Source organism: Pirellulales bacterium (assembly GCA_036267355.1).
Classification (GTDB): Bacteria; Planctomycetota; Planctomycetia; order Pirellulales; family DATAWG01; genus DATAWG01.
This window is the reverse complement of the sequence record DATAWG010000102.1, coordinates 54,536-80,512: the sequence shown is the minus strand read 5'-3', so window position 1 is coordinate 80,512 and position 25,977 is coordinate 54,536. Positions and strand designations below refer to the sequence as shown.

At 61.2% G+C, this 25,977-nt stretch carries 18 protein-coding genes; 9 read left to right on the top strand and 9 right to left on the bottom strand.

The window, feature by feature from the left end; all coding sequences use genetic code 11:
• Window positions 1-76 precede the first annotated feature (76 nt).
• The gene (kdpF, locus tag VHX65_16300) at window positions 77-178 is read right to left on the bottom strand and encodes a K(+)-transporting ATPase subunit F (protein ID HEX4000116.1); all 102 of its coding nucleotides are present in this window, start codon (window positions 176-178) and stop codon (window positions 77-79) included.
• A gap of 644 nt (window positions 179-822) precedes the next feature.
• Between kdpF and VHX65_16295 the strand changes: the two genes are divergently transcribed.
• From VHX65_16295 to VHX65_16275, 5 genes are all read left to right on the top strand, one after another.
• The gene (locus VHX65_16295) at window positions 823-2,157 is read left to right on the top strand and encodes a sigma-54 dependent transcriptional regulator (protein ID HEX4000115.1); all 1,335 of its coding nucleotides are present in this window, start codon (window positions 823-825) and stop codon (window positions 2,155-2,157) included.
• Between the two features lie 206 nt (window positions 2,158-2,363).
• Window positions 2,364-4,271, top strand: a complete 1,908-nt coding sequence (locus tag VHX65_16290) for an ATP-binding protein (protein ID HEX4000114.1) — start codon at window positions 2,364-2,366, stop codon at window positions 4,269-4,271.
• 91 nt (window positions 4,272-4,362) lie between these two features.
• Window positions 4,363-5,493 carry a universal stress protein gene (locus VHX65_16285; protein HEX4000113.1) on the top strand — a complete coding sequence of 377 codons (1,131 nt, stop codon included), beginning with the start codon at window positions 4,363-4,365 and terminating at the stop codon, window positions 5,491-5,493.
• A gap of 134 nt (window positions 5,494-5,627) precedes the next feature.
• Window positions 5,628-6,662, top strand: coding sequence for a Gfo/Idh/MocA family oxidoreductase (locus tag VHX65_16280; protein ID HEX4000112.1), 1,035 nt, complete (start codon window positions 5,628-5,630; stop codon window positions 6,660-6,662).
• Between the two features lie 114 nt (window positions 6,663-6,776).
• On the top strand, window positions 6,777-8,450 hold the full coding sequence (locus tag VHX65_16275; protein HEX4000111.1) for a YHYH protein: 1,674 nt from the start codon (window positions 6,777-6,779) through the stop codon (window positions 8,448-8,450).
• Between the two features lie 454 nt (window positions 8,451-8,904).
• Here the strand turns inward: VHX65_16275 and VHX65_16270 are convergent, their stop codons facing one another.
• The 7 genes from VHX65_16270 to VHX65_16240 all read right to left on the bottom strand — a co-directional run bounded on the left by VHX65_16270 (window position 8,905) and on the right by VHX65_16240 (window position 21,076).
• Window positions 8,905-11,142 (bottom strand): tetratricopeptide repeat protein, encoded by a 2,238-nt coding sequence (locus tag VHX65_16270; protein HEX4000110.1) that lies wholly within the window; start codon window positions 11,140-11,142, stop codon window positions 8,905-8,907.
• Between the two features lie 131 nt (window positions 11,143-11,273).
• Window positions 11,274-12,482 carry a hypothetical protein gene (locus VHX65_16265; protein HEX4000109.1) on the bottom strand — a complete coding sequence of 403 codons (1,209 nt, stop codon included), beginning with the start codon at window positions 12,480-12,482 and terminating at the stop codon, window positions 11,274-11,276.
• An 82-nt stretch (window positions 12,483-12,564) separates the two neighbouring features.
• Window positions 12,565-13,131 (bottom strand): 30S ribosome-binding factor RbfA, encoded by a 567-nt coding sequence (rbfA, locus tag VHX65_16260; protein ID HEX4000108.1) that lies wholly within the window; start codon window positions 13,129-13,131, stop codon window positions 12,565-12,567.
• A 111-nt stretch (window positions 13,132-13,242) separates the two neighbouring features.
• Complete coding sequence (gene infB, locus VHX65_16255; GenBank protein ID HEX4000107.1) at window positions 13,243-15,939, bottom strand: translation initiation factor IF-2; 2,697 nt, start codon at window positions 15,937-15,939, stop codon at window positions 13,243-13,245.
• A 325-nt stretch (window positions 15,940-16,264) separates the two neighbouring features.
• Window positions 16,265-17,734 (bottom strand): transcription termination factor NusA, encoded by a 1,470-nt coding sequence (nusA, locus tag VHX65_16250; GenBank protein HEX4000106.1) that lies wholly within the window; start codon window positions 17,732-17,734, stop codon window positions 16,265-16,267.
• 649 nt (window positions 17,735-18,383) lie between these two features.
• Window positions 18,384-20,573, bottom strand: a complete 2,190-nt coding sequence (locus VHX65_16245; GenBank protein ID HEX4000105.1) for a tetratricopeptide repeat protein — start codon at window positions 20,571-20,573, stop codon at window positions 18,384-18,386.
• 125 nt (window positions 20,574-20,698) lie between these two features.
• Window positions 20,699-21,076 carry a hypothetical protein gene (locus tag VHX65_16240; protein ID HEX4000104.1) on the bottom strand — a complete coding sequence of 126 codons (378 nt, stop codon included), beginning with the start codon at window positions 21,074-21,076 and terminating at the stop codon, window positions 20,699-20,701.
• A 355-nt stretch (window positions 21,077-21,431) separates the two neighbouring features.
• Between VHX65_16240 and VHX65_16235 the strand changes: the two genes are divergently transcribed.
• A complete protein-coding gene (locus tag VHX65_16235) occupies window positions 21,432-22,706 on the top strand; it encodes a cupin domain-containing protein (GenBank protein ID HEX4000103.1) in 1,275 nt (424 codons plus the stop codon).
• Window positions 22,707-22,994: 288 nt separating this feature from the next.
• Window positions 22,995-23,879 carry a ThuA domain-containing protein gene (locus VHX65_16230; GenBank protein ID HEX4000102.1) on the top strand — a complete coding sequence of 295 codons (885 nt, stop codon included), beginning with the start codon at window positions 22,995-22,997 and terminating at the stop codon, window positions 23,877-23,879.
• Between the two features lie 18 nt (window positions 23,880-23,897).
• On the opposite strand, the gene VHX65_16225 is transcribed toward VHX65_16230, so the two are convergent.
• Window positions 23,898-24,380, bottom strand: coding sequence for a CBS domain-containing protein (locus VHX65_16225; GenBank protein HEX4000101.1), 483 nt, complete (start codon window positions 24,378-24,380; stop codon window positions 23,898-23,900).
• A gap of 459 nt (window positions 24,381-24,839) precedes the next feature.
• Here VHX65_16225 and VHX65_16220 point away from each other — a divergent pair, with 459 nt between their 5' ends.
• Both VHX65_16220 and VHX65_16215 read left to right on the top strand, forming a co-directional pair.
• The gene (locus VHX65_16220; GenBank protein HEX4000100.1) at window positions 24,840-25,457 is read left to right on the top strand and encodes a flavin reductase family protein; all 618 of its coding nucleotides are present in this window, start codon (window positions 24,840-24,842) and stop codon (window positions 25,455-25,457) included.
• 237 nt (window positions 25,458-25,694) lie between these two features.
• Window positions 25,695-25,889, top strand: a complete 195-nt coding sequence (locus tag VHX65_16215) for a hypothetical protein (GenBank protein ID HEX4000099.1) — start codon at window positions 25,695-25,697, stop codon at window positions 25,887-25,889.
• Window positions 25,890-25,977 lie beyond the last annotated feature (88 nt).

Sequence of the window (25,977 nt, the reverse complement as noted above, 5' to 3'; positions counted from 1 at the left end):
GGGCGTGCGGAGAAGTTATTGTTCGGCCGAGCCTGATGCGCAATTCCGGCGGCGCAAGAATCGCGTCTCGTGCGATTCAAAACCATTCCGGGCGCATCAGCGCGGCAAATAGATAGACCAGCAACAGCAACGTCACGACGGCCGCAAGCAATGTCAGAAACACGGCACTTCCTTTCAAACGTGTTCACACGCCACGACGAAGGCGAACATCAATCCCAGCACCGCCAATCCGGCGACGACCAGAACCGGAATCCAAAACGCAAGATCCATGAAAATGTGCTCCCATCGCGGCATCACTCCCGCGACATTGTGTTCCGTCGATGCCAGGTGTTGTGTGCAACTCGCCGATCCGGACACGAGCCCGAAGCGTTAGCGAGGGCGCGCTCCTGCTGCGGATTGCCCTCGTTAACCGTCTAACAGGCGATTCACATTCGGCTTGGCCGTCATGCGGCCCGAGAAGATGCCCTCGTTGCAAGGCTCCCTCGCTTACGCTTCGGGCTAGTGTCTTGAGGCTGGGAAGCAACTCATGTGCCGCTCGTTCGCTCGCGATTGCAAACGGCTCTTGCACGCGGAGTTAAGAGAATTGCGGCGACAAACCGCAATCGACCGTGCATGGCAATTCGCACACTCGAAATCGCAAATTGCACGAATCGCACACGCGCCCTGTCGAATGTGCGCTCGCGTCCTTTCCAAAAGCCCGTCGTTTCGCGGGTAGAATTGGAGAGTTGTGCGTTCGCCCAAAAACGGCACAATGCTTGCGATGGTGCACGTTTCCCTTTTTTGCGCCATCCGGTTCGCATCCGTGAACTAGCGGTCGACTTCATGAATGTCTTGCTAATCGACGACGATCTAAGTTTGCGCCGCTCGCTGCGCTTGGCTTTGGAAACCCTCGATCATCGGGTCACCGAAGCCGATAGCGGTGATCGGGCCAAACAATTGCTCGGCCACCTGGTGTTCGACGTGGCCTTCCTCGACCTGCGGCTTGGATTGGAACACGGCCTCGACCTCCTGCCAGAGCTGCTCCAGCTTGCTCCCGGCCTGGATGTGATCGTCGTCACCGCATATGCCACGATCGAGACGGCCGTGGAAGCGATGCGCCGCGGCGCGTTCGATTATCTTCCAAAGCCGTTCACTCCGCAGCAGCTTCGGCTCGTGCTGGATCGTTCGCAGCGCATGCACCGCCTGCAGACCAAGGTGGAAGATCTCGAAGAGCAGGTGAGGGGCGTCGTCCCCGAGGCCGATCTGAAGACGGAAGTCGCAGTGATGCAGCTCGCGCTCGAAATGGCGTTCAAAGTCGCGGCGAGCGAAGCGACCGTGCTGCTGCGGGGCGAAAGCGGGACCGGCAAGGGCGTGCTGGCCCGCGCCATCCATGCCCGCAGTCCGCGCGCTGCAGGTCCCTTCGTAACGGTTCACTGCCCCAGCCTGTCGGCCGACTTGTTGGAAAGCGAACTATTCGGCCATGCCCGCGGCTCGTTTACCGGCGCCGTGCAAGACACGCTCGGAAAGGTCGCGGCCGCAAAAGGGGGCACGCTCTTTCTCGACGAAATCGGCGAGCTGCCGCTGGCGCTGCAGCCGAAGCTGCTGCGGTTGTTGCAGGAAAAACGATATGAGCGCGTCGGCGAAGCACAAACTCGCGTTTGCGATGTAAGGCTGATGGCGGCAACCAATCGCGATCTGAGCGCAGCGGTTGCCTCGGGCACGTTTCGAGAGGATCTCCTCTACCGGCTCAATGTGATCGAAATCGATCTGCCGCCGCTGCGCGAGCGCCGGGCCGATATTCCTGTTCTCGCAAATCATCTGCTGCGATTCTTTTCGCGACACGGCGTCAAGCCGGCGAAAAGCTTTACACCAGAAGCGATTGCCGCGATCGTGCGCTATCGCTGGCCCGGCAATGTTCGCGAGCTGCGCAACGCCATCGAGCGAGGCGTGATCCTGGCATCGACCGATTACGTCGGCCTATCCGATCTGCCCGCACAAATCGGCTCATCGCCGACCGGCGCCGCGGTGGAGGTCGGTGGCCGGGCCACGCTCGACGAACTCGAAGCCGAGCACATCCGCCGCATCCTCGGGTGCACCGAAACGATGGACGAAGCGGCCGCGGTGCTCGGCATCGATCCGAGCACGCTTTACCGAAAGCGAAAACGCTACGGACTGTGAATAGAAATGACGAATGTCGAATGACCGAATGTCTAAAGAATGACGAACGACCGGATGACGAAATCCCAAAGAGAGCGTGAATGGGCGCCTGCGCCGGACGTCGTATTATCCGGCGGACCGGGGTCGTCGGCTTGTTGTCATTCGACCTGCGTCATTCGTCATTCTTTCGTCGTTCGTGCTTCGTCATTCGACATTGTCAGCATCGCATGACTCTCCGTTCCCGCATTTTGCTTACGCTGCTGCCCTTGCTGGCCCTATTGGCCATCGTGGGCGGCGCGGCGGCGACGCTTTTGCATCGCGTCGGGGGCAGCATTGCCCTGATTCTGCGGGAAAATTATGGCAGCGTCGTCGCAATGGAACGGCTCAACGAAGCCTTGGGACGGATCGATTCATCGTTTCAATTTGCGATTGCCGGCGAAGAAAACAAGTCGCTCGAGCAATACCGTCGCGGTTGGCGAGGCTACGATGAGGCGCTGACCACCGAGCAAAAAAACGTCACGCTCTCGGGTGAACAGGACCTGGTCAACCAGCTAACATCGCTCACCGAGCAATATCGTCGCCAGGGAACTACCTACTACGCGTTTGCTCTCGGCGACACCAGGCGACGGCAGCTCTATTTCGGCACTTCGAATCAGCCCGGACTGTTGCAAACGTTTCAAGGAATCAAAACGGTTTCGGGCAATATCCGCGATCTAAATCAAACGAACATGGTCGACGCCAGCCATCGGTCGCGAAAATTGGCGGACGATTCGCTGTTCTGGTTTGGGATCGGGATGGCCGTCGCCGTGGTGCTCGCATTTCTCCTGGCGTTTCACACGATTCGCACGATTCTTCGGCCGATCCAGGCGGTGACGCATTCGGCATTGGCCATCGGCGCCGGCAATCTCGACCAGGTGATACCCGTCACATCGAGCGACGAGCTGGGCCAACTGGCCAACGCTTTCAACACGATGGGGCGGCAATTGCGGCTGTACCGGCAAACCGGTTATTCGCGTCTGCTCCGCGCTCAGCGCACGAGCCAAGCCACCGTGGATTCATTTCCCGATCCGGTCGTGGTGCTCGATTCGGAGCGGCGGTTGGAAATGGCAAATCCGGCCGCAAGACGGTTGTTAGGCGTCGCGCCGCCGGCGCCCGAGGCACAAGTGTTGGTCCCCTGGCAGCCTCCGGAATCGCTGCGGGCGCCGCTCGACGACGTAATGAGCCGTCGCGGCGATTATCTGCCCGAAGGGTTCAATTCGGCGGTGACGATTCCTTGCGACGGCCGGCCAAGGAGGTATTTGCCGCGAATCATGGCCATCCGCGATCCGCAGGAAAATGTGCTCGGCGCCGCCGTATTGCTTCAAGACGTGACCCGGTTTCAATTGCTGGATGAGGTCAAGAACAATCTCGTGGCCACGGTGAGCCATGAGTTGAAAACGCCGCTCACGAGCATCGGCCTGGCAGTGCACCTGCTCCTGGAAGAAGCGGCCGGCCCGCTGACGCCGAAGCAAACCGAGCTTCTTATCGACGCTCGCGAAAACAGCGAACGCTTGCTGGCCACGATCAACAATCTGCTCGACCTGACGCGCTTCGAGGGCGGACGACAACGGCTGGATCTCCGCGTGCAATCGCCGGCCGATCTGTTGCACGCGGCGGCAAACGTGGTGCGGCCGCGCGTCGAAGACAAGCAGATCACGATCAAAGTAGATGCGCCCGATGGTTTGCCGATGGTCGAAGTCGATGTGCCGCGATTCTCCCATGCGCTCGACAACCTCGTCGACAACGCGATCACGTACACGCCCTGCGGCGGGCGGATCGTGCTCGCCGCCGAGGCGGTCGGGTCGACGGTCAGGTTGAGCGTGTCCGACACCGGAGTCGGGATTCCTGCCGAGCATTTGCCGCGGCTGTTCGAGCGGTTTTTTCAGGTTCCCGGCCGCAGCGGAGGGCGTGGCACCGGCCTGGGCCTGGCGATCGTCCGCGAGATTGTCACGGCGCATGGCGGCACGATCGCGTGCGAAAGCCAGCCGGGCGCCGGCACCAGGTTTACGATCGCGCTGCCTGCGTCCACCGGCCAGGCAATCGCTGCGCCCGATAGCGCCGTTCAGCACACCAACGGCGCGAGGCCGCAAGGTTAGAAAGAGAATTCAGTTCGGCACCGAGTTGTCACGAACTCCACCACGATTGTCACGAACCGCGCGCGAACATCCGCCTGCCAACGATCGCGTTATGCCAGCCGACGAAGCCCACCAACGAGCCGAACATTTCTTGACGCTCATTCGCCAGCGGCAGCGTGGCCGGCTGAAATTGTATCTCGGCTTTGCGGCCGGCGTGGGCAAAACCTACGAAATGCTGCAGGAAGGCCACCGGCTCAAACGGCAGAATGTCGACGTGGTGATCGGCGTGGTGGAGACGCACGGCCGCGCGGAAACGATGGCCCTGGTGAGCAATGTGGAGCAAGTGCCGCGGCGGCGAATCGAGTACCGCGGCGTCGTGCTGGAAGAATTGGATTGCGATGCGGTGTTGACGCGGCGGCCGACCGTGGCCCTGATCGACGAATTGGCGCATAGCAACGCACCCGGCAGCCGGCATGCAAAACGGTATCAGGATGTCGAGGAATTGTTGCGCGCCGGCATCAATGTCATCGCGACGCTCAACATCCAGCATTTGGAAAGCTTGTACGACGTGATCGAGCGCGACATGGGCGTGCCGGTCAAGGAGCGGATTCCCGACTATGTGCTCGGTTTGGCCGATGAAATCGTGAATGTCGATCTGCCGGCGGAAGATCTGCGCGAGCGGCTCTTGGCCGGTAAGATTTATCCGCAGGGGCGCGTCAACCAGGCGCTGGAAAACTTCTTCACCGCCGATAATCTCACCCGGCTGCGCGAAATGACGCTCGGCGAAATTGCCCACGCCCTCGACCGGCGGCGCCGCGAACAATCGGGCGCGACGCAGCGGCTCGGCTCCGATCGGTTGATGGTCTGCCTCGGCTCGCGCGGTCCGAGCCCCGAGTCGCTGTTGCGCAAAGCGGCGCGGATCGCCGATCGGCTCTATGCGCCGTGGTATGCCATCTATATCCAGACGCCGCGCGAATCGATCGAGCGGATCGACGCGGCCGCGCAGCGGCGCGTGGAAAATGTGCTCGAATTGGCTCGTCAGTTGGGCGGCGTGGTTTGGAAACCGAAAGGAACCGACGTGGTCAGCACGATCGCCACGTTCGCCGAGGAATACGCGATCACCCACATCGTGCTCGGCCGCACCCAGCGCCCTTGGTACCTCCGCATCTTCAGCCAATCGATTCTCGATCGGCTCATGCAAACGATTCGCGGCATTACCGTGATCATCGTCGACACCACCTGACCGCGCTCGCGACGGAAGACGAAAGCGCGGCGGACCGCAAAGGCGGAGAGGCACAGCACGCTTTGACTGGCTAGAATGGGAACTTTGCAGCCCGTTCACCGCCGCTCGTGACACCAATGGAAAGGGCCATTTTCATGCTCCTCTGGTTCGTTCGCCGTTCGCTTGTCTGCCTTGTTGTTCCGGCAATGCAGCTCTTTCTGGGAGCTACGGCACTTGCGGCTGACCCGGCGACTCCGGCGGCTGGGCTGCGAGCCGGGATCATCGGGCTCGACACGTCGCATGCGGTGGAGTTCGCGAAGCTGTTGAACAATCCGAATGCGCCGCCCGATTTGGCGGGCGTGCGGATTGTCGCCGCATTTCCCGGTGGGAGCGATATCCCTGCCAGCCGCGATCGCCGTGCGAAATTCACCGCCGAGATAAAGACCATGAACATCGACGTTGTCGATTCAATTCCCGCGCTGCTCGACAAGGTCGATGTCGTGCTGCTGGAGAGCGTCGACGGCCGGCAACATCTCGAGCAAGTCAGGCCGGTGATGAAAGCCGGAAAGCCCGTGTTTATCGACAAGCCGTTGGCCGGCTCGTTGGTCGATGCCGTGGCGATTGCCGAATTGGGCGAGCGGAGCAAAACGCCCTGGTTCAGCAGTTCCGCATTGCGGTTTGGCCCACGCACGCAAGCGGCAAGATCGGATCCGAAAATCGGCGAGATCACCGGCTGCTCGACCTGGGGCCCGTGCCCACTCGAGCCGACGCATCCCGATCTGTATTGGTATGGAATTCACGGCGTGGAGACACTCTACACAATAATGGGGCGCGGTTGCGAAACGGTCGCGCGCACGCACACCACCGGCACCGACTTCGCCATCGGCGTTTGGAAGGGGGGCCGCATCGGAACCTTTCGCGGCATCCGCGAGGGCAAAGCCGACTACGGCGCGAGCGTTTTCGGAAAAACCGGAATCGGAACCGCGGGAAAGTTCGAAAGTTATCAGCCGCTGGTCGTGGAGATCGTGAAATTCTTCAAGACGCGCGTCGCCCCCGTGGATCCGCAGGAAACGATCGAAATGATGACGTTCATGGAAGCGGCCGACGAAAGCGAGCGCCAAGGCGGCCGCCCGGTAAAGTTGGCCGATGTGTTGGCCAAAGCCCGCCAGCAAGCGCAGGGGCGAGAATAACTTCTCGCAGCGCGGCCGGTTCGCTGAAAAAGCGTTACCTGAACGTAGCTCGGGAAGAGTGGCGGAAGCAGTTCCGCAAACCCTGTCCATTCCTCGCGTCGAAATGAACCACAAATGAAATTCGCGCGAATTGTCGTCGTCTTTCTCCCGGCGATCCTATTTGCCGGTTCCTTGACCGCTCAAGCTCCGCCCCCCGCTGGCTTTCGCGGGCCGCCGCGTTTTCGCATGCCGCCGCGCACTTTCGCCGAACGGCCGGACCGATTGAAAGTCGATCTCAGCGAGCCGCCGGCCGGGCTGGTGAAGAATCCGCGATTCGTGAAGCAAGGGGCCGACAAGAACGCGCCCGCCGATTACACGCTCGTCGGCGCCGCCGCATGGGTCTGGTGCGGCGACGTGCATGAATACACCGACGCCGGGATCGCGCTGGATTCGGGGCCGGGCGCGGCAAAAAAAGCGTCTCGGGCCGGCTCGGTCACACAGCGCGTCAGCGGTTTCGAAGGCGGCTTCGGACGCTGGTTCCGTTTTACATTTCGCGGGCTGCCTGAGTCGAATTTCTCCGTGGCCGACAATCAGCTCTACATGCGAGTGGCCTATTTTGGCGACAAGGGGGCCAACGCCCTCGACGCCGTTACGCAGTTCATCTATCCGCTCGTGGAACAAGATCGCAAATCATTGGCGACCAATGGCGATTATTTCAAGAATGGCGGCGCGGCATGGAAAACCTACGCCTTCGAATTCCGGCTGCCCTTCGCCGAAATCGACACGATGGATCTCAGCGTCGGCTTCAAGCGCGGAAATGCCGCGAGCGACAAAGACGCGGCCTTTTACGTAACCGAGTTCGGGCTCGAGCCGATCCCCGATCCGGCCGATGCTCCGAAGATCATTCGCACGCCGGAAGGACCAAGGCCCGACGTGAAGTCGCTAGTGCATATCGGTGGCCGCTGGTATTGGAACCCCGTAGGTCAGGCTTTCCAGCCGGACGGAATCTCCTCGACCGCCGCGCCGCATTCACTGATCGTTACCGCGAAAAATGCCGACCGCCTGTTCTACATGGATGGCCGGCTTTCCAATCCGTTCGGCGAAAACATGACGGCCTGGCTGCGCAAAGGGTTTTTGGACCTGCAGGGAAAACGGGTCGAAGAAGATCGCTTCGTGCCCGACAACGTGGTGCTCGAATTCGTCGACGGCAAGGAATTGCTCGTTCACACGCGGAACCTGCCCAACCATCCGACCGCTAAATTTCCCGATTTCGGCGGCCTGCGGAATCCGAATTCGATCCAAGAACTCGATCGCACCTACTACCTGCCGCTCGAGCCGACGCGAAAACCGAATGCCATCGCGATGAACAAAACCAACTCGAACCACGCCCTGCCCGGCGGCCCGATCGCCTTTGCCATCAATGGCGTCGCGTTTTACAATCCGTTCGACGCCGAGGGAATGGAAGCCGTGAGCATCATGGACCGCTGCTGCGGGCATCCGTCGCCCGACAATCGCTACCACTACCACAAGTATCCGGTGTGCGTGAAAACGCCGTTCGTCGATTTTGGCCAGGAGCATTCGCCGCTGATCGGTTTTGCGCTCGATGGATTTCCGATCTATGGGCCGTATGTCGCGAAAGGGCTGATGGCGAAGGACGACAAGCAGCATCCGCTCGACGCATTCAACATGCGTTACGACGACGATCGCGGTTGGCACTACCACGTCACGCCCGGCAAATTCCCGTACGTAATCGGCGGCTTTGCGGGCACGGTCGATCCGCGAAATCACGCCGGCGGCCCGCCGCGCTAAGGCTCGGCCGAAAAATAGCTTCTCCACAGACGCTGCTCCCCTTTTGGGGGAGAGGCCAGGGTGCGGGGTTCCAAAAGAGGAAGTTATCTTTCGGCTGAGCCGAAGCGGCACATCGGCATCGCCAAGATGCGCTATCAACGCCGTAGGTGTGCATCGGCCGACGGTATAGGCGCCATTCTCTTTGCCGCGCGCATTCTAGAAATTATTTGGATCGATTTTCCGACGACGAACAAGATGAGAAGCTCGGGAAATAGGATCAGGCCGATAATCGCCACTGCGCCTTCGCTAAGGAAGGGGTGCAGAAAATTAACGAAGATCACCAAGCCGCATCCGAAGAATTGGAGCAAGACAACGAGCCCCGCTATCCGGACAAAGCGGTTTGCGCGTTTCGCTGCCATCATCCGTCCTCCCACGTCGGCGATTGCCGCCGGGCATCGCGTGAACGAGCCCTGTGCTACTTATTCAGCTTCCCGAGCTTCTCTTCGACCGATTTGATTTTTTCCGCGTTGCCCTCTTTTTTGTAGCCCTTCAAGGCGCGCTCGAAGTTTTCGCGGGCTTCGGCCGCTTTGTGGGCGGAAGTGAGAACGTCGGCGTAGTGCTCGAGCACGGTCGGATCGGGATTTTCGTCCATTGTCACGGCTTTTTTCAATTCGGCGAGCGCTTCGTCGGTTTTGCCGAGCCGATAATAAACCCAGCCGAGGCTATCGCGGTAGGCGGCGTTGTCGGGCTCGGCGGCCACGGCTTGCTGAATCATCGCCAGCGATCGGTCGAGCTGCTTGTTTTCGTCGGCCCACAGATAGCCGAGATCGTTCAGCGCGCCCGGATCGTCGGGATATTCGTCGAGCGCCTGCTCGAGCCATTCTTCCGCCTCGGGCAAGCGATGCTGGATGACGGCGATATTCGACAGCGCGCTGCGGGCGTCGCGCAGCGACTCGCGGTTTTCTTCCGAGGAAAAATCGGCGTCGTGCTTTTCCACCAGGTCTTTGTAGGCCTTGTAGGCTTCGTCGTAGCGCTTGGCGTGAAACAATATCCAGGCCGGGCGGGAAAGGAATCGCAAATCCTGCCCGCTTTTTTTCTCCATCATTTTTCGGGCGACGGCCAGCGCCGCGTCGGTCTTGCCGCTCATTTCGAGCGCACCGGCCAGATAGTATTCGAATGCCGGCGGCTTGTCGGCTGAGAGCACCTTTTCATCCACGCCGCGCTGGAGCACTTTCACCGCTTCGGCGTTTTTATCCGCGGCCACGAGCGTCAGGCCCCAGGCGAGCAGCAACTCGGCTTTGTGTTTCGGATCGGCCTTGATCGCCAGATCGTAGAACTTGCCGGCCCGTTCGAATTGCTTGCGGTCGGCGGCCAGCGTGGCGGCGGCCAGAAGCGGTCCGAAGTTGGCCGGCTTGGCGTCGGAATGCTTCTTTTCCGCCAGATCCAAGAGCGAGTCGACCAGCTTGTTGTCGGCGGCCAGCGATTTGCCTTCGTCGCCGAGTACTTCGAGTGAATCGGTTTTCTCGGCCACTTCGCCGAGCAGCTTCAGCAGCGCTTCCTTCCGATCCTTGCCGCGATCGATGGCCGCGAGCGCGCGATACGCTTCGGCCGTCGGTTTCTTCGTCAAAATGGCTTCATACAGGGGCGCGGCTTCGGCGAGCTTGCCCGCTTTGCGATATTGCTCGGCCAGATCGAATGCGACGGCGATCGAATCGGGCATCGCCTTGTGCAGTTTTTCCAGCCGTGGAATGAACTGATCGGATTGCTTTAACTCCGTGAGCACGTCGGACAGCAATTCCAACGCGGCGAGATTCAGGTCGGCCGGATGTGAATCGAAATAGGTTTGAAGCTTGTCGAGCGCCGTGGCCGGGTGCTTTGCTTTGAGATCGACGCGAGCCAGATTGAGCGCGAGCGAGGCTGGATTCGGCGCCAGATCGTTCAGCTTGTGAAACGCTTTCGCGGCGTCGTCGGGACGGCCCACTTCGAGATACGCATCGCCCATGAGTTCATACGTGAGACCGCCTTCGCCCACCAGCGAGCGCACGGCAGCCTCGTCGAGGCCAAACGCTTTCGGCTTCGCCAAAGCGGATGCCACCTTGTCGAATAGGGCGGCGGCGTCGCTGAATTTTTCAGCGAGGAAGTCGAGCCGGGCCAGCTCCGCCTCGACCGGAAGCCGATCCGCGGCCGGCTTGCCCGATGAATCCATCGTCTTCACCGACCGCTCGAGCAATTTGATTGCCGGTTTCCAGCTTCCATTTTCGGCCAGGTACATTCCGATGCGGCGCGGCAGATCGGGATCCGAGGTTTCTTGCTCGGCCAACTTGACGGCATAGCGCAGCGACTCCTCGCGCCGATTGAGGCTGAACGCCAACGGCACGATCTCCTCAAGCGCCGCGACGGCGTTGTGGTCCAAGCGATAAGCGCGCTGGTAGAGCCGCAAGGCAGCGACGGGCTCTTGCCGCTGCTCCATCGTTCGGGCCGTGGCGAGCAAGGCGGCTGCTTGAACGCGATTTTCATCCGCGTCGGTGCGCGGGTGCTTCGGCGTAAATGGCTGCGGGCGGTCTTCCTGCGGAAGCGACGTCGTGTCGGCTGCGCGGCCGGATTGCTTCGGCGGATCGGCCTTGGCCGTGGAGCCATGCACGAGAAAAACAAGCGGGACCACCGCCGACGCCGCGAGACATCCGACAACAACGAACGAAAGTTTGTAGCGCATGATCGATGGATCCGAGTTGATGGCGCCGGGGCGCGGTGGAGCGGAGACGGCAGCGGAGCCGACATCGCGCGAACGGCGCGATGTATCTTGTGGACCGCGAACAACACTGCGAATTATAGCAGGGCCTGGCGCTAGCGCGGCTTGCGTTTCGAGAGTTGCTTGCTTGCCGACTTTGGCTTGGCGGCGACCGGATGCGGCTTGGCCGCCGGACGGTGCTTTGTCTCACCGTGTTTGTGGTCGGCGTGCTTACTTTCGCTGTGCTTGCCTTCGCTCGGCTTGCCTTCGCTGTGCTTGCCTTCGCTGTGCTTGCCTTCGCTGTGCTTGCCTTCGCTCGGCTTACCTTCGCTCGGCTTACCGGCGGCAGGGGCGGATTTTTTGGTGACGGCTCGCTCGGTTTTTTCCGCGGTGCGACGCGGTTTTTCGGCTGGCTTGGCGGCCGATTTCGCCGGGATTTTCTCGGCCGACTTTTCGGTTTCTTTGCCTGCCGCTGGCTTCGATGCCGCCTCTTTGCCGCTCACTTTTTCGCCCGCGGCCTTTTCCGCGGCGTGTTTTGCTCTGCCATCGATCGCGTGCTTTTTTGCTCCGTGGTCGCCGGTCGCGGGCGCGCCTGCATGATGAGCGGCGGAGTGGGCTTCTTCGTGTGCGTCGTCTTTTTTCTCGCGCCGCTTTGGGAAGCGGTCTTTCGCGTCCGGATTGATGCTCAGCAGCAGCTTGCGAACCGCCGGCGAAAACGGATTGGCGACGTATTCCGCCGCCAATTGATGCAACAGCGATCCGAATTCGAGTCCCTTGTTTTTCGGTATCACGCGTTCCAAACCGCTGACCCGGCCCGACTCGGCCTCGCCTTCACTGATAATTCCCAACACGGCCAGCACGTCGAGCGCCCCGCGGTCGAGCGGAATGGCATGGCCGCCGAGCGCGACTTGCGTGACATACGCAAGGCTGAACGGCGTCGTGCCGCCGAGCCGTTCGAGTTGTTTGATTGCCGCCGAAATATTCTGCTTTTTCACCGGTTCGAGGTCGAAGGAATAGGTCGATTCGAAGACGCCCTGCAAGACGCGCTTGATGTTCGAGGCGGTGGCCCCCGGATCGGGCAGCGGCCGGGCAACCTCCGATAATTCCATCACCGTGCTGACACGGACCTCGTTCCAATCGAAGAAATTCTTCGACAGATGGGTGTAGATCTTTTCCGCGGCGTCGAACGGAGCGTTTTCCAAAACCAGGGCAAACAGCAGATGCTCCAAAAGCGGCCGCTCGAGCGGGACCCCGATCGGCGTGTAGTGCTGCTTGAGAATACGATGCGCCTTGGTCAACAGCGCCGTGCGATTCGAATTGCCCATGAGTTTTAACGTCTCGTTCTTACCGAAAGGCTTGATGGGGAGCTACTGCCCTGCGGGCCTTGCGTCGCTATCATCGGAACTGTTATTCGTGGCTGCCGCTGCCGTGCGAATCGCCCTGCTCGGGATCGATATTCTCAGAATCGCTTTCGTCCAGATCCAAATCGTCGAGCTCGTCGTCGCTATCGTCGTGCGCGGCGCCGGCATGCTCGCCGGCCACTGCTTGGTCAACCACTGCTTGGTCAACCACTGCTTGGTCTGGGGAATATTCCGGGGCCGGCGGCGCTTCGCCCGATTGCTCGGACGGCTTCGGCGGCAACACTTCGTGGAGAATCCTCGCGATCTCCAGCGAATGCTTTACCCCCATGTCCAAAATAAATTGAAGCCGCGGAGTATAGCGAGTTTCAATGCGCTCGGCCAGTTTCGCTTGCAGGAATCCTCGGGCGCTCTGCAATCCGTGCAAGCACAAGTTCTGCTTCGCCGTGTCGCCCATGACCGACACATACACCTTTGCCTCGCGCATATCGGGGCTGACAATGACTCGGGTGATCGTCACATCGCGGACGCGCGGATCGCGCATCTCGGCGAGAATCGCCATTCCGACGACCTGGCGAATCGCCTCGGCAGCCTTTAGTAATCGACGTGTTGTCATGGATAAACACGATCACCCAGGTGGAGCATGCACGCCACGCATGCGGTTCACGCTGCGATGCACGCGACGCACCGCGGCGCGCCGACGGCACACGGAGTGTGCCTGCTACATTCAGAAGGTGCGCGCGACCTCCTCGATCTTGTAGGCCTCGAGCACATCTCCCTCTTTCACATCATTGAATCCGGCGAGCTTGATGCCGCACTCGAATCCCTCGCGCACCTCGCGGACATCTTCCTTCTCGCGGCGCAGCGATTCGACGGGATAATCGCCGATCACGCGGCTATCGCGGATCACGCGCATGCGGCCATTGCGCGGGATGGTGCCGGCGATCACCCGGCAGCCGGCGATCGTGCCGATGCGGCTGTTGGAGAATGTGCGCTGCACGATGACGCGGCCCAATTCGGCCTCGCGGCGCTCGGGCGTCAGCATTCCCTCGAGCGCGGCCCGGAGGTCTTCGGTGAGCTTGTAGATGATTTCGTAGCGGCGGATTTGAATCTTGCGGTTGTCGGCCAGTTGGCGTGCCTTTTCGTCGGGTACGACGTTGAAGCCGAAGATCACCGCGTCGGAGGCGTCAGCCAGATGCACGTCGGCTTCGGAAATCCCGCCCACCGTGGCCTGAAGCACCTTGATTTTCACCTCGGGATGCTCGAGCTTGGTGAGTTCTTTCTGAATCGCTTCGATCGAACCGCGCGTGTCGGCGCGGAGGATCATATTGAACTGCTTGACTTCGTCTTCGCCCAGCTTATCGAAAAGCGTTTCCAGCGTGATGTGAGTCGGGGCCGAACCCAAGACCGACTGCCGGCTTTCCTGGCGGCGCTTCTCGGCAATTTGCCGGGCCTGGGCGATGTCTTGCAACACGTAGAATCGCTCGCCCGCCTGCGGCGGAATGTCCAAACCGGTGAGATTGACCGGCGTCGAGGGGCCAGCGGTCGGAACGCGGCGGTTGGTGTCGAGCGTGTCGTACATGGCCTTCACGTGGCCGGTGGCCGTGCCGCATACCACGGCATCGCCGACGCGGAGTGTCCCCTTTTGCACGATCACCTTTGCCACGACCCCACGCCCCTCGTGCACCGATGCTTCGAGGCACGTGCCGACCGCCGAGCGATCGGGATTGGCTTTCAGGTCGTGCAACTCGGCGATGGTGAACAGCGTTTCCAGCAGATCGTCGATCCCTTGCCCGGTGTGAGCGCTGGTCTTGATGACTTCGACGTCGCCGCCCCACTCGGTGGGCAGCAGGCCAGCGGTGGCCAATTGTTGGAAAATGCGTTGCACGTCGACGCCCGGAAGATCGATCTTATTGAGCGCCACGACGATCGGCACATTGGCTGCCCGCGCATGGCTGATGGCTTCTTCGGTTTGCGGCATGACACCGTCGTCGGCCGCAACGACCAGCACGGCGATATCGGTGACATTCGCGCCGCGAGCCCGCATTTCGGTGAACGCTTCGTGGCCGGGCGTATCGACGAATGAAATCCGCCGGCCCGATTTTTCGATTTCATACGCTCGAATATGCTGTGTGATGCCGCCGCTCTCGCCGCTGGCGACATCGATGCCGATGATTTTGTCCAACAGCGATGTCTTGCCGTGGTCGACGTGGCCGAGGAAGGTGATAACCGGCGGACGAGGCTGGAGCGATTCGGCGGCGTCGGGCAGCGTATCCAAGACGGATAGAAGTTGATCTTCCAAATTGACCGCTTGCCGCAAGTCGACTTCGAGCCCCAATTCAACGGAGAGCAACTCGACCATTTCGGGATCGATCGAGGAATTCATGTTGGCCAGGGTGCCCAGGCCGAGCAATTTGGCCAACACTTGATTTGCGCCGATGCCCGCCGCTTCGGAAAAGCTGCGGACGGTGGCCGGCAATTGGAGGACGATTTTCCCTTTGCGCGGCGCTGCGGTGCTCCCCTTGCCGGTCCGTTTCAACCGCGTGAGCGCGCGACGGTGCGAGACGACCGGTTCTTCGTCTTCCCCCATGCCTGGCTTTCGCGCCGGCGTGGCGGTGCGCTTGCGAATCAACTGCCGTGCTTCGCGGCCGCCGAGAGCGGAAGCGAACTCGTCGGGCGCGCCTGCCTTGGCCGCGGCCGGACGCGCTCCGCGCCGCCCGCGCTCGCGCGTGGTTTCTTCCGACGGAGTCGCGGGCGGAGCGGCCGGCGCTCCAGCAGGTCCGCGGCCCGGGGCCAGGCCCGCTCCGGGACGCGTCTCGGCCTTGCGCTTTTGCTCGTGCTTTCGCAGATGTTCCGACAAGGGCTTAGCGCCGCTGCGGCCAGCGCGAATCGCGTCGACCGGGAGCTTTAGATCGGGTTTTTGAGGGGCGAGCTCCGCTTCCACCGGCTTCGGCGGCGGCAACATCGAAGGCGGCATCGGCGCCAGTTTGATGGCCGGACCGCTCTTTACCGCCGGCTTGGCTCCGTCGCCGTCGATCGGCCGTTTGCGTGGCTCGCTCGGCCGCTCGGCCTTGATTTCGATCACCGGCGGACGCGCGGAAACTCCGCCCGGAGCGATATAATCTTCGCGCCGCATCACGTCGGGCTCGATCGGCGCGACGGGGGCCGCAGGCGCCTTCGCAGGCGCTGCGATGGGCGCCGGCTTCGGGCTCCGCACAGGAACGGGCGCCGGCGCGTGCGCGCTAGGGCCGGCCGGCCGAGACCCGCGATTCGCAAGGTACTCCTTCAGCCGAACGACCTCGTCGTCGGCAAGGCTTGCCAACGGAGATGCCTTGCCGCTGAGGCCAGCCTTGGTGCATAGCTCCACCAGCTCTTTGCTATCGATCCTGAGTTCTTTGGCCAAGCTGTAGATACGAACGGGCAAGTGATCTTCTCCGGAGTGCCGCTGCCGGCGACTAAGAACACGCGCGACGTGTCGATCGCGACGGCAGCGAACGGTCGTTTAACCTAAATCATAGTCCAACTCTCCCGGCAATGCCTTTGGCGAACGGAGCATAGGGGACGCGACAGGATGGTCGAGGCTGTGTCTTTGATTTCTGACGAACCACAATATCGACAATTATACCGCGTGCATCAAATCATCAGCCGGCCACGAGCCGGAAATCGCCGTTCGGGGCGGGCTTGGTTGCATCTGGCCAGCCCGGCCCAGTCGCTGGCTGAGGCGAATGGTGCATTGGCCCAAATGCGACTCAGCCCGCCCCGCCCTCTTTCGGCTCCGCACCGCCGCCGGGGCTCGGCTGCGTTTCGCCGGCCGGCGGTTCGCCGTGGCTGCCGTTTCCGGCGGGCCGGGCGGGTGCCCCATCGTCGGCAGGCGTTTGTTCGCTTGCCGGCGGCTCCGCGGCAGGCGACTCGCCCGTCGGTCGGGCGGCGAAGGTTGCTTCGGCGGCCGTCTCGCGAATGGCAGCCTCGCGGGCCGCTTTTGCAGCGGCCTCGAGCGCATCGGCTTCGGCGGTCGCGGCTTCGATGCGCTCCTGTTCGCGTTGCCGGCGGCGTTCGTCGGCGGCTGCAGCCTCGGCTTCCTTCGCTTTAACTTCCGCTTGGGCGACGATCGTATCCACCTGCTCGGCCGACAATCCCCCCATTTCCATCAATGCATCGGGTTCGATCACCGACAAATCGTCGTACGACAAGAATCCTTCGCCGACCAATTTGTCGGCCAGCATTTCATCGACCCCGTCGAGTTCCGAAAATCCGGAAACCGCGCGGCCGATCTGCTCGTCGAGCTCTTCGCGAGTCATGATTTCGATGTCCCACCCGCACAGCTTGCTGGCCAGCCGGACGTTTTGCCCGCGGCGGCCAATGGCCAGCGACAGTTGGTCCTCGCGCACCAGCACGATCGCCCGGCCGAGCATCTGGCACAGGATCACCTCTTCGACTTCGGCGGGCTGCAACGCGTTTGGAATCAGCACATGCAGTTCGTCGCTCCAGCGGACGATATCGATCCGTTCGCCGCCAAGTTCGTCGACGATGTTCTTGATCCGATTTCCGCGCACGCCGACGCAGGCTCCGACGCAATCGACGCGCTGGTCCGAACTGCTCACGGCCACCTTGCTGCGATAGCCGGGCTCGCGGGCAATGGCGCGGATTTCGATCACGCCTTCGGCAATTTCGGGAATTTCTTGCTCGAACAACCGCTGCACCAAGTGGGTGCGGGTGCGGCTGAGGATGATCTTCACGCGGCTTCCGGCCTTGCGCACCTCGCACACGGTGGCCCGAACTCGTTCGTTGGGATGATGCGTTTCGCCTGGAATTTGTTCGCTGCGCGGCAGCAGGGCCTCGCTATTGCCAAGGCTCACCGTGGCGGCGCTTCCCTCATAGCGCTGGACGATGCCCGATACGAGTTGCCCGATCTGCTCGAAGTATTCGTCGTAGAGGGCGTCGCGTTCGGCTTCGCGGATTTTCTGGATAATGACTTGCTTGGCGGTTTGGGCGACGATGCGGCCCATTGTTTCCTCGGGATCGAGCGGCACACCATTATGGGTGCCGGAGATCGCGCCGTCCTTGCGGTCGATATTCAGAACGATTTCCTGGTCTTCGCCGTATTGCTTCTTTGCGGCCGACACGAGCGCTGCCTCGATGGCCTGAAAGACAATTTCCTTGCCGATATTTTTATCCCTGTGGATCGCATCCACGATTCGCAAGACTTCGCCGGCGTTCATGTCGGTCTTCACTTTCCCCGCGATTGCGGTCGCACCGCCGCGCCCCGAGCCGGTTCAAGCGAACCGGAGCTGAGCGGCAAGCTGGTATCGTCCCCGTGACAATTGCACTGCCGCAAATTGCGCTGCCGCAAATTGCGCTGCCGAGATTTGCGATACCGCAAAATGCGCCGCCGCAATATGCATTGCCTGGTTTTGCACCGCCTCACCGATTGCTGATTAAATTATGGCTGTCTTATTATGGCTGTCTTGGTTCTTACCGCCCCTCCTCGATCGCCAACGACCGCATCGCGAATGGCGCTGGGCTCCCCCCGTTCAACTCGAAACATCGATCTACCAATAAAAAAACGGGAACAAGTCCCGCCGAGCGACATCTCAAAAATCCACAATCCGCCGCGAGAGCGGCGGCTTCTGGGTGGCCCCCCGACGGGACCGCAAACCCATTTTGAGATAGACTCTCACTCCGCGCCGTTGAGCAGCATGCCGGCTGCTCGACGGTTTTCCGGTCGAAAATCATTCTTGGCACACAACTTAGTGCACCTTGGGCAATCCAATAAACATACCGATGCCCTGATAGGGTGTCAAGATGCACGGAAAAGGCCGCTAGCGGATGGCCGGCGGCCGTCTGCGGTTTGAAAGTTGGATTGCAAGATCAATGTGTTTCCGCAGGCTTGCGATGAAGCTGCTTTGCCTCATTTCGCAGCTTAGCCGCTTGCTCGGTCGAGCCGATCTTCTCCAGCAGGCTTGCCAGATCTTCCATCACCATGACCGTCGCCGGATGGCCCGGCGCCAATACGCGGCGATCGATCGCCAGCGATTCCTCGAGCAACGGTTTGGCTTCGGCCGGTTTTTTTTCACGCACCAATAGCATCGCCAGGGCGTGAAGATAATCGGCTCGCAACGGGTGATTCGCCGCCTGTGATTCAAACAGCTTGTCGAGTTCGTCGAGGGCTTGCCGATAATCGTCGGTGGCCGCGGTGTAGTTTTGCAGTTCGCCGGCTAGCTCGCCTTCGGCAGCGAGCAAAGCGGCAAATTCGGGCGTCGCGGGAAGCGCGACGCTGCTTTCCGACGATGGATTCTCTTTCAATGGACGAAGCAGTTTCATTGCCCGATCGAATTGCCGCTCGGCATTCTCGCGGTTTCCTTGGCGCAACAGAGCCAAGCCGGAAATCCGCAATGCGTCGGCCGCCGATCGCGACGCGCCAAGACCCGCATCTTCCAGAATTCGCTGCGCTGCGCTCGCGGTTGCTTGAGCCCGAGCATTGTCGCCGGCCTGCAAAAGGGCGTCGGCGAGGCGAAGCATGAGAATTGCAACATAGGGATGATTGCTCGACAATCCGTCGTGGCCGAGTTCGGCTTCACGAATCAAGCCGCTCAAACTCGCGATTGCGCGGCGGTAATGCCCAGCGCTCGCCTCGAATTGGGCACCCGTTGCTTTGAATGCCGACAGGCTCGGATCCTCCGCTCCGGAAGCGGAAGGTGAATCGGCTCCATCGCGGCTTTTGGATTCTGCCCGGGACCATCGGCCCTCGATGAGGTCGAGCTGCGCGATCGCGTTGAGATTAATCTCCCTGCCGATTCGCAGCGGCGAGTTCGAAAAATTCCGCCAGGCGGCCAAAGAATCCGCCAAGATCGCCGCGGCTTGGTCGTAGCGCGCTTGATAGAGCGCGGCTGCCCCGAGGTTGTAGCGGGCCAACGCGGCGCGCGGCTCGGCGGCGTCGTTCGGCTGGCTTCGCCCCGATGCGCGATCGAGCCACAGGTCTTTGGCGAGCGCAAATTCGCTCGCCGGCGATGCGTGGGTCGACGGATTGCTGCCGGCGAGCAACCCAATCACGGCCGCATTGTTCACGAACGCGGGATCTTGCGGAAGCGGTGCGCCGTAGGCATCGTGGGGCGTCGGGATTTCAGTTCCACGGCTCGCCATCGATTGGCTGACGCGAAGCGCTTCGGCATTGTCGCCGGCCAAGAGACGCACGGTGGCGAGCAAATTCGCGGCCTCGACCGTCCGCAATGATACACGGCTGCGGGCAAGCGCTTGTTCGAGTAGTTGCCGTGCCCTGGCCGTGGCTGTGGCGAACTCGCCGCCGAGCGCAGCGGCGAAGGCTCCATGCGCCAAAAAATCTTCGCGCCGCGGCTCGATCTGCAGCATTTCAAGATAGCGGCGGCTCGCGGCCGCATATTGGCCGCGGTAGAGATCGAGCTGCGCGCGGATCTCGTGAACTCGATCCGCACCCGATCCAACCGGCGCCCGGCTCAAGAGCGTTTCGGCTTCGTCGAACTTGCTTGAGGCGATCGCAACCAAAGCACTGCGTAACGGGTCGGCATGCGTGGCGAATGTCTTGGCGGCTTGCTGGGCATCGAACGACGGAGCGGGCCGAACGAGCGTCGCCAGATTGGTGTCGACAATTTGCAAAGCAGGGTGATTCAGCCCTGCCTCGAGCAACCGCCACAAGTCGGGTTCCGGTTGTCCTGCCGGAATGGGCGCCCAAGGGCTTAACCACCAAGCGAACACCGCGACGAAGACCAGCGCGCCGGCCACGCGACTCGTGCTCACGCGTCCCATCAGGGGAACCGGCACGCGATTCAGGCGCTTGCCGTATTCGCGAATCGCGAACATCACCACGAGCATCGTCAGCAGCGCGTCGGCAATGCCGACGAGCCGCTGGAAAAACGTCGGCAAGCGAACGCCCGGCGCTTGAAACCAGACGACCAGCATGAACACGATCCACAGCAGGCCGGTAATCAGCGTGCGGGTAGGCTGCCGTGGCGGCCGCGATGCCGCGCCTTTATTGCCGCGAGCGCTGCGGGCGAGTTTTTTCTTTTGAGATCGCGGCGTGGTCATGGTCGGTCGACCGACTTCGACGATTCGGGAAGAGGCGGATGCGAAAGCGCCTCTATCCTAACCGACTCGGCCCTGCCGCCGGACCACTTTCCCGTCGAAAATTGCGCCGCTTGGGAGGAGCCGGCTCAGAGCCGAACGCCAACTTCTTCGGCCCGCATTCTTAGCGCGTGCTCGAAATACTGCATTTGAAATTTCGGCTTTCGGCGGGCCCAAAGAAAAGTGCTCTGCACCATTTCAAGCGAAAGTTGCCTCCGGTCGACCATTCGGACGACTCGATCGACGAACTGAAATTCCTCGGGAAGCCGAGCCTTTAGCCCGGCATCGAGTGTGTCTTTGAGCGAGGGGGTCGGTCGGGTGTCGGTGAACGCCGTGCCGTCATCGGCGGCAAGGGCCTGCGGTTGACACAATGAATAACGATTGGCCGAGAACGATGCGGCAAACCCGACGAATGAGGCGGTGGAGAAAATCGCCAGTTTTGCGCAAATGGCCAAAGTTCGCTGCATCGCGGTGGTACCTCGGAAAATGCATGACCCGCTAAATCCGCAACGTGAGCCGCCGACGAACGGGCGCAGGACTAGGGCGGAACTTGTAGCGAATCGACGACTTCGCCGCAAGGCGGATCTGAAACGGCGCCAAACAAGCTAATCGCGGTCGAAGGCCGGCTGCGTCGAGGCATGATAGTTGCATTTTGGCCGTATGCGGCGATCGACCACGGTGCGTAGCCCGATTTGGTCCAGCGACGACCGCTCCGGCCCAAATCACGCCGATAACAGCGAACCCCAAGAGCTTGCCATGTTAGAAAACCCTTCGTCCCAACTCGACACATCGGCTCGCGGAGCGCGAGATGCTGACTCTGTCATGGCGGAGCATGCTGCACCGCGGATCGAAGCTCAGAATGCCCGCTCACGGCGCGAATTCGTCGGGCTCGCGGCCGCGTCGCTTGCCGGCGCAGCGATCGCCGGTTATGGGCAGCCGAGTCGCGGAGCGGAAACCGAATCGCAGGGTCGGCCGGTCGCTAGCGATCTCGGCCCGCAGAGCAAATCGCTCGACGCGCGGAATCCCGACAGTTATGTGCCCCCCGCCAGCGACCATGGCGAAGTGCAAAGCTTCTGGAACTCGTTTTCCGTATCGCATCGCCGCATTCAGACGGGCGGTTGGACCCGGCAGGTGAACGTGAACGATTTTCCCATCGCCAAGGAAATGGCGGGGGTAAACATGCGGCTAACGGCAGGCGGAATTCGCGAATTGCATTGGCACTCAGCGGCTGAATGGGCGCTGATGCTCAGCGGCAATGCACGGCTGACGACGTTCGATTTTGAGCACCGCCCGTTCGTCGGCGATGTCGCGGAGGGAGATCTTTGGTATTTCCCCGCCGGGCAGCCGCACTCGATCCAAGGCCTCGGGCCGGACGGCTGCGAATTCTTGCTCGTGTTCGACGACGGCAAGTTTTCCGAAGGAGACACGACTCTTCTAACCGATTGGGCGCTCCATACTCCGCGCGAAGTGCTTGGGAAGGATTGGAGCGTGTCGCAAGCGGCGCTCTCAGGGATTTCCGGCTTGCCGCCGGAGGGGAAATATATTTTTCAGGGCAAGATCCCCGGCACGTTGGCCGACGACAAAAAGGCCGCGGCCCATTCGCGCAAACTCTCGCCGGAAGCGTTCACTTTCCGATTGCAGAACACCTTGCCGGCGAAGAAAACCGGGTCGGGCGAGGTGCGCATTGCCGATTCAACCAATTTCACCATCGCCACGAACATCGCCGTCGCGTGGGTCAAGGTGAAGCCCGGCGGATTGCGGGAGCTTCATTGGCACCCCAATTCCGACGAGTGGCAATACTATTTGCAAGGCAAAGGGCGGATGACGGTGTTTTTCAACGCCGGCAAGGCGCGCACCGCCGATTTCGGCCCCAGCGACGTGGGCTATGTGCCCCGAACCTTGGGCCATTACATCGAAAACACCGGCACGACGGATCTGATTTTCCTGGAACTCTTCAAGGCGCAGCGTTATCAAGACTTCTCGCTTTCGGACTGGATCACGCACACGCCGCCCGAGCTGATCCTCGATCATTTGCCGATCGATCAAAAGACGCTCGACGGAATCCCGCGATCAGATTTCGCCGTCGTCCCGCCGTGAAATGCGGCGACTGCCGATGGGCGGCAATTAGGCGGTTTGATTTTCTCCCCGCGGAGCCGCGGTGGATGCTAAACAAAAACGCCGCCACAGAAATTCGGCTGACGCCCGATTTCCGGTCAGACTTCGATCGCTTGCCCGCCGCTTCAGCCTTCTCTCCGCGACTCCGTGTGAGATTTCCTTAGGGGTCGGGCAAATAGGTTGACGGGCACCGTTCGGCCAGTCAAAGTAGGCACTCGCTGCTCGCGGTGCCCCTGATTGTCCGGCTTTTGAAGCAAAGGAGGCGGGTCGATGTCGCACCGTTGGTTCTCGGCTGGTTCATCTTGCATGGCCTTCTCGACTTCGCTGCTCTTGGTAGCCTCGCTTGCGTCTTTCGGCGATGCCGGGGCGCAAGCGGCGGAGGAGGGGCGGCCAATCCGGGCTCTCTTGGTCTGCGGCGGCTGCTGCCACGACTACGCCCAGCAAAAGGAGATTCTTACCAAGGGAATCTCCGAACGGGCAAACGTCGAATTCACGATCGCCTACGATCCCGTGGCGACGAAGGAACATAAGAATCCGGTCTACGATTCCCCCGATTGGGCGAAGGATTTCGATGTGGTCGTTCACGACGAATGCTCCGGCAAGGTGACCGATCCCGAGACAATCGATCGAATCCTGAAGCCGCATCGCGGCGGATTGCCGGCGGTCGTGCTCCATTGCGGGATTCACAGCTACGGCAGAGATGCATGGCCGAAAATGACGCCGTGGTTCGAGTTCACGGGCCTGCCGAGCACGGCCCACGGCGCGCTGGCGCCGATCGCTATTCATTTCGTCGACGAATCGAGCCCGATCACGAAGGGTATGGCCGACTGGACGACGATTCGCGAAGAGCTTTACAACAACGCGGCCGGGAAGGTGCTCGACACGGCCCACGGGCTGGCTCGCGGCAAGCAAACCACGAAGGACAAGAGCGGCAAATCGACGACCGCCAACTATGTCGTGGTGTGGACGAATTTCTACCGGGGCAAAACGCGCGTGTTTGCCACCACCATCGGCCACAACGATCAAACCGTTGCCGATCCGCGCTATCTCGATCTGGTCACGCGTGGTCTGCTATGGTCGGTCGACAAACTCGACGACGCCCACCTCAAGCGGGTGAAGAAATCTTCCGCCGAACCATCCCAGGCCGGGAGATAGCGCGACGCGATCACGAAATCAGCGTGGCCGGGCCTTCACGGCAACCGCCGCGCTGACGCTATCCTCTTCGCCGTTGATATACGACTTGAGGTAATGGTTTTCCAGCGTCAGGTTGTCGTGATGTGCTTTCACGATGTCGCCGATGGAAACGATGCCAACCAACCGCCCGCGATCGACGATCGGTAGATGGCGGATTCGCTCCTCGGTCATCACGCCCATCGTGTCTTCCACCGAATCGCTCGGCGAACCGGTGGTGACGTCGATGGTCATCGCGTCGGCGACTTTGACCGCTCCCAGCCCGCCCGGATGCGCGGCGCAGGCGCGGAGCACATCGCGTTCGGTGATGATGCCGAGCATCGGCGCGGAGGAATCGGATTCTGTCACGACGAGCGAGCCACAATTGCGCTGCACGAGCGAGCGCACCAATTCGTCGAGCGTGGCTTGTGGGCGGATCGTATGAACCGCGTTGCCCTTGTGGCGAAGAATGTCTTGCAGAAGCATGGCCGGACCCTTTGTGAGAAAAGAAACGCGTGTTTCAAATCGAACCCGAGCGCCATCAACGATGAAGGCACTCGACTCGTCTCGCCCGCGCAACGGCGATGCGAACGATCGCCGCTCGAGCCTACCACTTCTCACTGTATTTGGCGTGCGCCGGCCGCTGCTAATGGTCTCAGCCGTTCTGCCGAGCTATTCGTGTCAGCGCCCGCCTCGGATCGCCTGCCGAACAGATTTGCTCCGCATGAAGCATAGCGGTTCGATCGCAGGAAAGTCAAAAGAATTGGGGTAAAACGTTCTGCTGTTGCGCGGCGCCTCGTGAAAGATTTCACGGACACTTCGCGCGCCGCTGCAAGTCCGTCGGACAATTCTCGTCGATAGCACTCGACTCGACGCCTTGTGGATCACGCCGGCGTTGGGAAAATGGGACCGCTCACACCGCTCCGTCGAGAAGGAGACTCAAGCGTGCTGATCGATGTCGCCGAAACCGATCCTCAGACCGTTTATCGTGCGCTGGTCGGCGTGGTGACGCCGCGGCCGATTGCGTGGGTAACCAGCATCGACCGGCAAGGGCGAGCCAACTTGGCGCCGTTTAGTTTCTACAACACGTTCGGCGGCACGCCGCCAGTGGTGGTCTTTTCGCCGAACCGCAAGCTCGACGGCAGCAAGAAAGACACGCTGCGCAATATCGCCGAGACTGGCGAGTTCGTGATCAACGCCGCCGTGGCCGAATTGGCCGAGCAGGTGAATCTCTCGTCGACCGGCTTGCCGCACGGCGAATCCGAGATCGAGCTGACCGGGCTGACCGCCACCCCATCGCTCAAGGTAAAGCCGCCGCGGATTCAAGAATCGCCGGTCCATCTCGAATGCCGGCTGTTGCAAATTCTGCAAATCGGCGCGGCGCCGCAATCGGCGAACCTGGTCATCGGCCAAGTGCTGCTGATGAACATTGACGACCGCATTCTCGATGCCCGCGGCCGCATCGACCCGCGCAAGCTGCGCGCGATTGGCCGCCTCGGCGGATCGTATTACACGCAAAGCGACGATCCGTTCGAAATGCAACGCCCGCCGTCGGGGCAATAATACAGCGCAACTGTTCAACGCCGGTGAGCCGCGTCATGGTGATGATCATTTTCACAAAAATTCGGTAAGGGCCAGAAGGCGACACAGTCGCCGACCGGCCGCAGCGCGCGGGCCAATCCAGTTGCCCAGCTTCGAGAGAAACTCGGCCTCAACAGAAAGACATTCTCCCGACTTACCGGATTTTCCGAGCGGGCGATTGCCAATTGGGAAAGCGGCGGCAAACCGGAGGAGCCCGGTTTGCGACGAATCCGCGAGACAGATCGATTGCAGCGAAAGCTTGCAGAGGTCGTCGAAGCAAACGCGATTCCCGGCTGGCTCGACGCACCGAATGAAGCGTTCGGCGGCCTAAAACCGCTGGAGGTCATCGAACGCTGCGAAGTGGACCGCCTGTGGTCGATGATTTTCTATCTCGAATCCGGCGTGGCAGCGTGAGCGATTGCGCGAGTTGGCCATTGGAAACTGGCAGTCGCCAAAGGATGAGATTCAACCCCTCCGGCCCGGCGAAGCGACTGGGCCATTC

Bases quoted from the DNA above. Each gene is read 5' to 3' on its own strand.
- VHX65_16295 (HEX4000115.1), top strand. From the start codon at position 823: ATGAATGTCTTGCTAATCGACGACGATCTAAGTTTGCGCCGCTCGCTG.
- VHX65_16290 (HEX4000114.1), top strand. From the start codon at position 2,364: ATGACTCTCCGTTCCCGCATTTTGCTTACGCTGCTGCCCTTGCTGGCC.
- VHX65_16285 (HEX4000113.1), top strand. From the start codon at position 4,363: ATGCCAGCCGACGAAGCCCACCAACGAGCCGAACATTTCTTGACGCTC.
- VHX65_16280 (HEX4000112.1), top strand. From the start codon at position 5,628: ATGCTCCTCTGGTTCGTTCGCCGTTCGCTTGTCTGCCTTGTTGTTCCG.
- VHX65_16275 (HEX4000111.1), top strand. From the start codon at position 6,777: ATGAAATTCGCGCGAATTGTCGTCGTCTTTCTCCCGGCGATCCTATTT.
- VHX65_16270 (HEX4000110.1), bottom strand. From the start codon at position 11,142: ATGCGCTACAAACTTTCGTTCGTTGTTGTCGGATGTCTCGCGGCGTCG.
- VHX65_16265 (HEX4000109.1), bottom strand. From the start codon at position 12,482: ATGGGCAATTCGAATCGCACGGCGCTGTTGACCAAGGCGCATCGTATT.
- rbfA (HEX4000108.1), bottom strand. From the start codon at position 13,131: ATGACAACACGTCGATTACTAAAGGCTGCCGAGGCGATTCGCCAGGTC.
- nusA (HEX4000106.1), bottom strand. From the start codon at position 17,734: ATGAACGCCGGCGAAGTCTTGCGAATCGTGGATGCGATCCACAGGGAT.
- VHX65_16245 (HEX4000105.1), bottom strand. From the start codon at position 20,573: ATGACCACGCCGCGATCTCAAAAGAAAAAACTCGCCCGCAGCGCTCGC.
- VHX65_16240 (HEX4000104.1), bottom strand. From the start codon at position 21,076: ATGCAGCGAACTTTGGCCATTTGCGCAAAACTGGCGATTTTCTCCACC.
- VHX65_16235 (HEX4000103.1), top strand. From the start codon at position 21,432: ATGGCGGAGCATGCTGCACCGCGGATCGAAGCTCAGAATGCCCGCTCA.
- VHX65_16230 (HEX4000102.1), top strand. From the start codon at position 22,995: ATGTCGCACCGTTGGTTCTCGGCTGGTTCATCTTGCATGGCCTTCTCG.
- VHX65_16225 (HEX4000101.1), bottom strand. From the start codon at position 24,380: ATGCTTCTGCAAGACATTCTTCGCCACAAGGGCAACGCGGTTCATACG.